8 protein-coding genes, 1 pseudogene and 1 CRISPR repeat array are annotated in these 8,679 nt (G+C 51.5%); of the genes and pseudogenes, 3 read left to right on the forward strand and 6 right to left on the reverse strand.

Annotated elements, in window-relative coordinates; all coding sequences use genetic code 11:
* Positions 1-2: 2 nt before the first annotated feature.
* On the forward strand, positions 3-1,421 hold the full coding sequence (locus BST81_RS18765) for an ATP-binding protein (protein WP_075600031.1): 1,419 nt from the start codon (positions 3-5) through the stop codon (positions 1,419-1,421).
* Between the two features lie 43 nt (positions 1,422-1,464).
* Here BST81_RS18765 and BST81_RS18770 read toward each other — a convergent pair whose 3' ends face one another.
* The 4 genes and pseudogenes from BST81_RS18770 to BST81_RS18785 all read right to left on the reverse strand — a co-directional run bounded on the left by BST81_RS18770 (position 1,465) and on the right by BST81_RS18785 (position 4,509).
* Positions 1,465-1,962 (reverse strand): hypothetical protein, encoded by a 498-nt coding sequence (locus BST81_RS18770; RefSeq protein WP_253188379.1) that lies wholly within the window; start codon positions 1,960-1,962, stop codon positions 1,465-1,467.
* Between the two features lie 215 nt (positions 1,963-2,177).
* Positions 2,178-2,402 (reverse strand): annotated as a pseudogene (locus BST81_RS18775) (IS1 family transposase); the annotation flags it as partial.
* Positions 2,403-2,455: 53 nt separating this feature from the next.
* Complete coding sequence (locus BST81_RS18780) at positions 2,456-3,082, reverse strand: HD domain-containing protein (RefSeq protein ID WP_075600033.1); 627 nt, start codon at positions 3,080-3,082, stop codon at positions 2,456-2,458.
* Complete coding sequence (locus BST81_RS18785; RefSeq protein ID WP_075600034.1) at positions 3,079-4,509, reverse strand: TIGR03985 family CRISPR-associated protein; 1,431 nt, start codon at positions 4,507-4,509, stop codon at positions 3,079-3,081. The genes BST81_RS18780 and BST81_RS18785 overlap by 4 nt, the downstream gene beginning before the upstream one ends.
* A gap of 138 nt (positions 4,510-4,647) precedes the next feature.
* Between BST81_RS18785 and crn3 the strand changes: the two genes are divergently transcribed.
* Entirely contained in the window at positions 4,648-5,004 is a 357-nt protein-coding gene (gene crn3 / locus BST81_RS18790; protein WP_253188380.1) for a CRISPR-associated ring nuclease Crn3/Csx3, read from the forward strand.
* A complete protein-coding gene (locus BST81_RS18795) occupies positions 5,001-5,888 on the forward strand; it encodes a CRISPR-associated protein Csx3 (RefSeq protein WP_075600036.1) in 888 nt (295 codons plus the stop codon). Before crn3 ends, BST81_RS18795 begins: the two co-directional genes overlap by 4 nt.
* A gap of 12 nt (positions 5,889-5,900) precedes the next feature.
* On the opposite strand, the gene BST81_RS18800 is transcribed toward BST81_RS18795, so the two are convergent.
* Positions 5,901-7,085, reverse strand: coding sequence for a putative CRISPR-associated protein (locus BST81_RS18800; protein ID WP_075600037.1), 1,185 nt, complete (start codon positions 7,083-7,085; stop codon positions 5,901-5,903).
* A gap of 18 nt (positions 7,086-7,103) precedes the next feature.
* Positions 7,104-7,481 carry a hypothetical protein gene (locus BST81_RS18805; RefSeq protein WP_075600038.1) on the reverse strand — a complete coding sequence of 126 codons (378 nt, stop codon included), beginning with the start codon at positions 7,479-7,481 and terminating at the stop codon, positions 7,104-7,106.
* Between the two features lie 523 nt (positions 7,482-8,004).
* Positions 8,005-8,677: direct repeats of the CRISPR family, unit length 36 nt; unit sequence GTTTTCAACTATTCCAATTTGACCCAATTGGTAGGG.
* Positions 8,678-8,679: the final 2 nt, after the last annotated feature.

Below are 8,679 nucleotides of genomic sequence, written 5' to 3' on the forward strand. Positions count from 1 at the left end.
TTATGGTGCATGTTAATCTCGAACGGGTCCTGGCCCGAAAAGATGTGCTGCGGGCAATAGCAGAGCTATCGAGAGGGCTGGATTTCGATCTGGGCCTTGCCGATGCAGAGGGTCAATCCCTCTGGGGCAGCAGGGCCACAACGATGGGTCAGTATCCGATCGAGCTGTCTGGAGAAGTGATTGGCTGGGTCATCGGACCTGAGAGAGCCGCTTGCATCCCCCCTCTGATTGCCTGTCTGGTGCGACAGGAAGCGGAAAAAGAAAAACTGCGCCAGACGCTACAGGATTTACAGCTCACCCAAGCCCAACTGGTCCAGAGCGAAAAAATGTCCAGCCTGGGCCAACTGGTGGCAGGGATGGCCCATGAAATCAACAATCCAGTCAACTTTATCTACGGCAACCTGCGATTTGCGACGGATTATGTACAGGACTTGATGCAACTGTTGCAACATTATCAGGAGACAATTCCCATTGCCCCCCCTGAATTACAGGCAGAAATTGAATCGATCGACCTGCAGTTCCTGATGGAAGATCTGCCCAGTCTGCTTTCTTCGATGCGGGTGGGGGCAGACCGCATTCTGGATATTGTTCGCTCCTTAAAGAATTTCTCCCGCCATGATGAGGCCGATCGCAAAGTCGTTGACCTGCATGAGGGGCTCGATAGCACCTTGATGATTCTGCATAACCGGATCAAAGCCACTGGCGACCGGCCCGCCATTCAAGTGCTCCAAGAGTACGGCAACTTGCCCCCCATTGAGTGCTATCCCGGTCAGTTGAACCAGGTGTTCATGAATATCCTGAGCAATGCGATCGATGCCCTGGAAGAGGTCCTCGTTACCAGCCCACAATCCTCAATCATCCGTGGTCGCTCCCAGGCTCCAGTACCGGCATCAGAAATCATACCCACCATTACCATTCGCACTAAAGTGCTCAACCGCGAGTGGGTCAGTATTCAGATCATCGACAATGGTCCAGGCATGCCTGAAGATGTCCTGCAACGAATTTATGACCCATTCTTTACCACTAAAGAGGTCGGTCAGGGCACGGGACTAGGAATGTCCATCAGCCACCAAATTGTGGTGGAGAAGCATGGGGGTGTGTTGAAGTGTCATTCGCAGGTTGGAGCCGGGACCGAATTTGAAATTCAGATTCCGGTTTGCCGCATCCCCACTGCGCCGGATCAATCTAGCCCTACCACTGGGGCGATCCAGAAACTACCGGATAATGCTGCGATCGTTCCCCCAATCTCCGGAGACACCCCTGCGCTACAACCGGCTGATCTTTTGGCCCGTCACAAACAACTGATCAAACGCCTATCCCGATATAGCTCCAACGCAAGCAATATTCCACCTGAACGTCTTTATCAAATGTTTCAGTCCAACCCCATTCTGCTCAAGCTTTATCTGGCACTGCTGAATTAAGAAAAATCGCCATTGCAGCATCCCTCAGCGTTCTTGGTTCAAGCTACTGACAGTGATCAAAAATCCACAGAACATCTTGCAGAAACGGTGGCGTGTTTTGTGTAATGCGGCCTCGCCGTTGGTAGTAATCATAGCTGCCCAATTCAGCGATTACGGCATACTTGGGTGACTCTGTTTCTTGCCCCAGAAAAAGTGGTGTAGCAGATTTTAAATTCTGATCAAAAAATGTAATCCACCAGCTCTTGCCCTGCTTTGCATTCTTGTTAACCTGATCCAAAAGTCTAATCGAGCCATAACCACTAGATTGAGTCACGAGAAATCGGTACAGTTGTCTCTGTTGAGGATGGTTGATGACAGCGGTTGCATGGTAAGGCGTATTGGGGGGTGGTGGACCAAAAACCAATTGAAATCCTTTGCCATCCCCATCTCGGTAAACGCTTTTCGCAATAGGGCAACCCTGGGTTTGGGCTGCTTTTGCCAAGGCTGGCACCGACAGCACCACCATAGATAACATAAAGCTGAAGCATGATGAGCGATTCACTCTTACCCCACTCCAAATCCTGTAGACTCCCGGGCACCAGGTGCGTGGAAACTTAGCCTGTGGTCCCCTTTAATATCCAAATTTAAACCGCATCCATCGCTCAATTCTAGTGATTTCAAGACACCCTCCTATTCTGCCGCTAACAGGCATTGTGCACCCAGATCGATTTCAGAGGTTAATCCACCGACTTCGGCGTTGCTGAATAGCGGGAGGAATCAAACAGGAATCGGAACATCCCAAAATCTCAAGTAGTGAAGTAGCCAACGAATTGAGTACCTCAGCATTTCTTCTGATTTGGAGTAGCACAATGTTTTGCGATGTAACCGAGCAAGATAGGGTCGCAAGCGGGTATTTTCACCTTCGACTCGTGTCATATAGGTTTCGCTCACAATCTGGTCGCCTGGTGGAATAAACCCCGGATAGACGCTCCAACCATCAGATCAAAGCTAACCCTAATTCATCCCTCCATTATGCAACGCCGTCTCGACTTCACTTATTCCACCAGATGTTGATTTTCGGGATTAGTTGCAAGGCTCAGTAGAATATGGATTTGCTGTCGAAATTCAGCAACCAGGCTGCTATGAACATGTTGTTCAAATAGATCGGCAAGTGCCTGGTGTAGCCAGAGGTTATCCTTTTTGCTGGCAGCAAAGGCTGACCAGGCACTTTCGCCAGTTTGACGCAGGTTAGTAATCAGCGATCGCACATTGTGTAGCTTATCAGCCAGGATGACGCGCTGGGCTTCTGGCGAAGCATGGCGAATTTGGTTGAGATAGTCGAGCTTATGGCTTTTCCAGGGTTGGGAAGCAGAGCAGGGAGGAATCGTGCAATCATGAACGATCTCGGCAACTTGTGAACCATAGCGACGCAGAATTTCTGTGTAGATGGGCTCACCCCCCTGATCCTCAACAGCATCGTGGAGGAGGGCGGCGATCGCTTCATCCTCGCTGCCACCGTCTTCCAGTACCAGGGCGGCTACAGCCATGAGGTGACTGATGTAAGGTACGGCATTTACTTTACGGGATTGGTAGCGATGTAAGTGGAGGGCATAGGTAAAGGCATCAGCGAAGCGATCGCTCAAAATCACATCAAGGTGGATCTTTTCAGAAACGTGGGTCATAGCAGGTCATCATCATATAACTGCATTTCTTGCTTGACTTCCTGAGCGGTACGTTGACGCAATTCCCAGGGAAGCAATACTTCTACGTTGGGTCTCCAGGCGCGGAGTCGTTGGAAAACGTTGGGGTCATCCTGGCGGTAGTATGCCTGATAGTAGGCATCATCGGGGGAGCGATGCTGCCAGAGGCGCAGGAGATGTTCTTGAAGCTGACCAGAGAGGGTCTGACGGATGAGGAATTGCACCTGATGATAGGGGATTTTGCGAAAGGTGGTATGGCGCAGGGTGTCGCGAATATAGCGGTCATCCCATTTGCGATCGAACCGTAGTAGAAGTAAGTGGCGGGGTTGGTAGTAATCAAACCCCCAGGCTTCATCCATCGCCGTTTCGATCTCCTCTGGGGTGGGGAGGGTTTGTTTCTGGTATTGCTGGTAAAGCTTTCGGGGGACAGTGGTATCTTTCCAATTTAGGGAATCGATGGCGAGGATGCGATCGAGGCGGTAATTGCGCCAGTTGAGCGCAGAACTGGCTGCTTTGGGAAACTGACCATAGGCACACAGGTAGGGTCCACGACGGTAGTAATAGATGCAAACGGGATAGACCACGAGAGGACAACTCCGGGTTTCCCCTGCACTCTGGTAGTGAAGGCGTACCGGCGGAATGGGGGTTTGCTGCCAGATCTCTGAGAGTAAGGCTTGCCAGTCATCCACGCGATCGAGCTTGTTTTGGGAAATGACGTAATCGACATGGACAAAGAAGCGGGGGTATCCCTGGAAGGTCCGGGAGAAGGTGTCAGCAATAGCTGCCAGATCGGGCTGGGTAAACAAGGTGAGCTCCTGCCCGGAGGGAGACTGGATGATTGGGGCTCCAACATGGGGATAATCGGGATAGGAAGTGACTTTTTGAAATTTGTTTTCCTGGATATGGAGCCATCCTGTGGTAGCAAGGTGATGCAGATCGCTGGAAAGGGTGCGGCGGGTAAACCCAAACAGGCGAGTTTGAAAAAGTAGGTGATCCAGATTGGGCGGCAGGAGATCATGGTCAATGAGCGATTGGTGCAGTTGATCGCGCTGTTCCTGGATCTGACCTTGCCCAGGCTGCTTACCCTGGTAAACCTGCCACTGGGATTGGGTGGTAGTCAAATCTGGATGAAAGAGCCAGGCAGCGGTGGGTTTAGTGCAGGGACAGGAGAGACGGTGGAGGGTTGGTTTGGTTTCCCCGCTGGGATGGTCAGGGGTGAAAAACTGATCGCGCCAATCTGCGTAGCTGAAGGTTTCTGGTAAAGCCAGGGTGTCACCCATTTCGCCGTAGAGTAGATGTAACCAGACCCACAGGCGAATGGCTTGAAGGAAGTTTTGCTTGAGAGAACCCCGCACTAACCACTGCAACAGGGGAATGTTGGGAGACTCTTGCCAAAATGCATCAGCCATATCCTAGATGGTGCTCTATCAATTTGCCTACTTGTATGAGTGTGCCACAGACATGGAGGAGAGGGTTTCCAATTGAATGCCTCTTAAGCTGATATTGAGGTTGAGAATCCAACATGTTCCTTTGATAGGATCAGTTTGATGTCAAACACTATTTATATGGCTGCGATCGAGTTGACGTGTATTTCTCATCGGACAGCATCAGGGCTCGCCTATCAGCACTTGCATATTCATCTGGCAGCGGAAGATGGGTTGATTGAGCCAGAGGACTTGAAAGGGCTGGTTGTGCCAGACACAATCGTGTGGAGTCAGGGAGTGGTGATTGAAGGAAAGGCTCCCATTTGGTTGTATGGCTATCTGGTGCATGCCTGTCATCCAGCGGCTTGGGTCGCCTGTTATGATCCCCGGCTGGGAGATGGGGGTGGGGCAGTAGTGGTAGCCACCCATGCGCGCCAAGTGAAAGTTGGTGAAGTGCTTCTTACGACGTTACCCCTATGATTCGCTTAAGCCGAATTGAGTCGAATTATCAGGTTGTGTCGGTGTTACCTCATGCGGAGGGACGGGCGATCGACCCTATAGAACTGATCGACCTGCAGCTCCCTCATGATGTGGATCTAAAGCAGCCTGTGATTCTGTTTGGTCCCGTGCCTACTTGGGTTTATGGGCGGCTGGTTGCCCTATGCCGGGAGGCTCCCTGGGTTGGTTGTTTCTCGGCTCCAGAGGCAGAAGCAGTCGTGATCCAAAGTCGAGTGGCGAATGTGGCAGTGGGGGATGTGATTGCCATTCCGCTGGGGCGGGAAAAGTTGGCTCCAGCGGTGCTGGTAGTGGGACCGCCAGATAGTGGGAAGAGTGTTTTGTCGAATGCATTGCGCAGGAGTTTACTGGCGCATTATCCGCACAGTTCTATCTTTTTGCATCGGGCGAATTGGGATGGTGAGGGGAACTGGAGCCATGAGGGGCAAGATCATGCCCTGATCCAGCGTCTTGTGCGGAACCATGAACGCCGCATTCACGAACGCCCCTCTGCAACAGAATTGATGGCGGCGTTTTTTGCCTATCACGAGGCAGCGGTGATGAATTTGCGGCGGGTGGTGGATCTGGTGATTGTGGATGTGGGAGGGAAGGTGCAACCTGAGAAGGCAGGGGTGCGCGATCGCTGTACCCATGGGGTGATTATTAGCCGCGCACCGGAACTGGTAGGGGAGTGGCGCAGGTTTTGTGAGCCAACGCTGGAGTTGCTGACGGTGATTCACAGCGTACTGGAGGAACGGTGTGAGGTGAAGTCGAGAGTACCCCTGGAGGTAATTGCGGGACCTTGGTTCCGGGGGAAAACGCACCAAGTGCCAGAGGTGGTGTGGCAGGCAGTGGGGAAATTGTTATAGCCCTGGTTAGGACTAGCCAAAATCTTTGCCGATACGCTGGTTCAGATCTAAAAGGCAAGCTTGTCGCTCACCAAGTGTTTGACTGGAGGTTTCGATCTCAAACCGAACTATCCAGGTGCCGTTGCTCAGCGTTCCTTCCAAGGCATCTCCTTGCAAACGAAAGGAATTGAGGCTGGAGAGTGCGGGATTCCAGTAGAAGGTGCGACAGCCTGTGACATAGGGGCAGACATCGGTGATGCGTTGCAGGTAACGGATGATTGGGTCTCTGGCATTACCCCAATTATGGTTAGACATCTGGGGTTTACGTTTCTGTTGCGGGGGGACTGGAGATGGCAAATGCAACGCCATTTGTGGCAGTTGTCGTTCTCGAAATGCCTCATAAAATACCTGACCTGTGGGCGACAGGGTGATGTAAACCTGCCCGTCAATCTCTACTCGTTCTACCAGGGGTTCCAGGGCTTCTGACCAGTCATCCTGCACGGTTTCCCAGGGGGTCTGGTCGTGGGAGTTGCGCCCCAAAGCAGTGAGCCAGCCGTTATGCTGAATCCACAGGTCAAAATCCAGGCTGACGGGCATGGGTGGAAAGGCGATGATTTCGCTAAACCGTTCATGTTTGTAGTAAACCGGAACTTTGAGCGCCTGCCCCAATAGAACGGCGATCGCAATTTGTGCTTTATACCCCCCCGTGGCGTTGATCGCGCAATACTCGGCTCCGCGCAACCGCAATCCGCAGGACATTTGCTTAACCAGGTTGCGTAACCCATCAGTGCGAAAGGTTTTGGGATGATTGTCTTGAAGCCCTTCTACTCGATACGGAGTGGCGGTATGCCCCAGTGCCTGGTAGTAATGAACCAGGAGGGTGGCGATCGCAGTGCCTTCGTCAGTGTCAGAGTGACAAAACAGGAGGGTGGCGGTAGGGGTGACATAGCCCCGCTGGAGCAAATCACCAATGGAGTTGATTTCGGCTCCACATAGACGCAGGGTGGGCGGAAGCTGGCTTAAATGCAGGGCGAGGGTAACCCAATCAGTATGCTCAAAGGTGGTTTTGAGGGTGGCAACGGTATCAGTGGTGAGATGGGCACGATCGGGGACAGGCTGTTTTTGGAGCCACTCATCGTAATGGTCGGGGGCAGGCAAGGTTCTAAGATTGGGATTAAACAGGCTCGTACCAACGGTACAGATAAGGGTATGACGCATGAGACAAGGTCTAGATGTTTATTGGGGATATAGGTTTATATTCACATTGCAGGCACCCAGCGGATTGACGCAGATTGGCATACTATAGCGAACTCGAAAAACCCCTTCTGCACCGGAGGGAACATTAAAGAAAATGGTTTCGTTCCCAAGCTTCTTACCCCGAGCAAATCGCTGACCTGTCGTGTCGTAGAGTTCCACATCCACATCGCCCAGAACAGACGTGGCTTCGAGGATGTAGCCTCCTGGTCTATTGATTGTCAATCTCACCCAATCCGTCCCTCCGGCATAAAGGGGGCGTACTGCTTCAGCTTTCGCTGTAAGTGGGTCCAATCTTTCCATCAGCACGATCGTCAGACACGCAAGGGAAACTCGGCTCATCAAGCGTTTGTAGTTCATGGTATTGTTCCTATTTTTTGAAACCACCAAACCAGGGGTTGAGAGGTTGCGGTTGGTGGGGCTGGTTTAGTGCAACTGGTCATAGCTTATTCGATGTCTGGAAGGGGGTACTTCCAAGGAGCGATCGCGGGTTGAAGGGATGGGGCAATCGGGCAGTGGAGTTTTTAGGATCGTGGATTTAATAACTCCGAGATTTTCAGCCCTTACCCCCTCCCTCTCTCCCGGCGGGAGAGCTACCGCGTATACAGATCTCTGAAAAGTTTGGCTCAAGTCAGCAGACTCACGTGAAATCCCCTCTCGGGAGGGGTGGCCCGCAGGGCCGGGGTGGGTCTAGGAACGGGAGCAGGAGGGTTGAACCCACCCCTACCCCTCCCAGGAGGGGATTATGGGTACACAGTAGCCCAGAACGGGAGAGGGGGCTGGGGGATGTAGACGCAGAGCGGCTTCCCCTGGGGTGGGCAACCTTGCAAAACTGGGATGCCCCCGTTGAGTTTTTTCAACAGTCCCCAATTGGGACGACTGAGTTTTCAACTATTCCAATTTGACCCAATTGGTAGGGGTCCTGAGTGCTCAGGAGCAAGCGGATAGGGATGCCGCTAGAGAGTTTTTCAACTATTCCAATTTGACCCAATTGGTAGGGACAACTCTCGTCGTGACTCTCCGAGTCTCGATGGTTCTAAGGTCGGTTTTCAACTATTCCAATTTGACCCAATTGGTAGGGAAGTGGTTGCAAAATGCAAAGACGGAGTTGTTGTGGAGAACTCCGCTGGGTTTTCAACTATTCCAATTTGACCCAATTGGTAGGGGGTTGCGAAGTAGTTGGGAATCTTTGTTTTCTTCGAGAAAGTTTTCAACTATTCCAATTTGACCCAATTGGTAGGGTGTGCTTGCTGCGGTTATTGCACTGGTGATTTGGCTTCTAGTTTTCAACTATTCCAATTTGACCCAATTGGTAGGGTTTGTTTTTTTGAAAAAGCAGGAGAATTTCCCATGTCCAACAAAGGTTTTCAACTATTCCAATTTGACCCAATTGGTAGGGGGTCATTGTTTCAGTTGTTTATTCCCTTTTCAAGGAGAAGTTTTCAACTATTCCAATTTGACCCAATTGGTAGGGACTTTGTTTACACCTGGAACGAAACCAACAATGGCACTACCACCTAGTTTTCAACTATTCCAATTTGACCCAATTGGTAGGGAG

It is taken from the genome of Leptolyngbya sp. 'hensonii', assembly GCF_001939115.1.
In the GTDB taxonomy this organism is placed as follows: Bacteria; Cyanobacteriota; Cyanobacteriia.

Bases quoted from the DNA above. Each gene is read 5' to 3' on its own strand.
- BST81_RS18765 (WP_075600031.1), top strand. From the start codon at position 3: ATGGTGCATGTTAATCTCGAACGGGTCCTGGCCCGAAAAGATGTGCTG.
- BST81_RS18780 (WP_075600033.1), bottom strand. From the start codon at position 3,082: ATGACCCACGTTTCTGAAAAGATCCACCTTGATGTGATTTTGAGCGAT.
- BST81_RS18785 (WP_075600034.1), bottom strand. From the start codon at position 4,509: ATGGCTGATGCATTTTGGCAAGAGTCTCCCAACATTCCCCTGTTGCAG.
- crn3 (WP_253188380.1), top strand. From the start codon at position 4,648: ATGTCAAACACTATTTATATGGCTGCGATCGAGTTGACGTGTATTTCT.
- BST81_RS18795 (WP_075600036.1), top strand. From the start codon at position 5,001: ATGATTCGCTTAAGCCGAATTGAGTCGAATTATCAGGTTGTGTCGGTG.
- BST81_RS18800 (WP_075600037.1), bottom strand. From the start codon at position 7,085: ATGCGTCATACCCTTATCTGTACCGTTGGTACGAGCCTGTTTAATCCC.
- BST81_RS18805 (WP_075600038.1), bottom strand. From the start codon at position 7,481: ATGAACTACAAACGCTTGATGAGCCGAGTTTCCCTTGCGTGTCTGACG.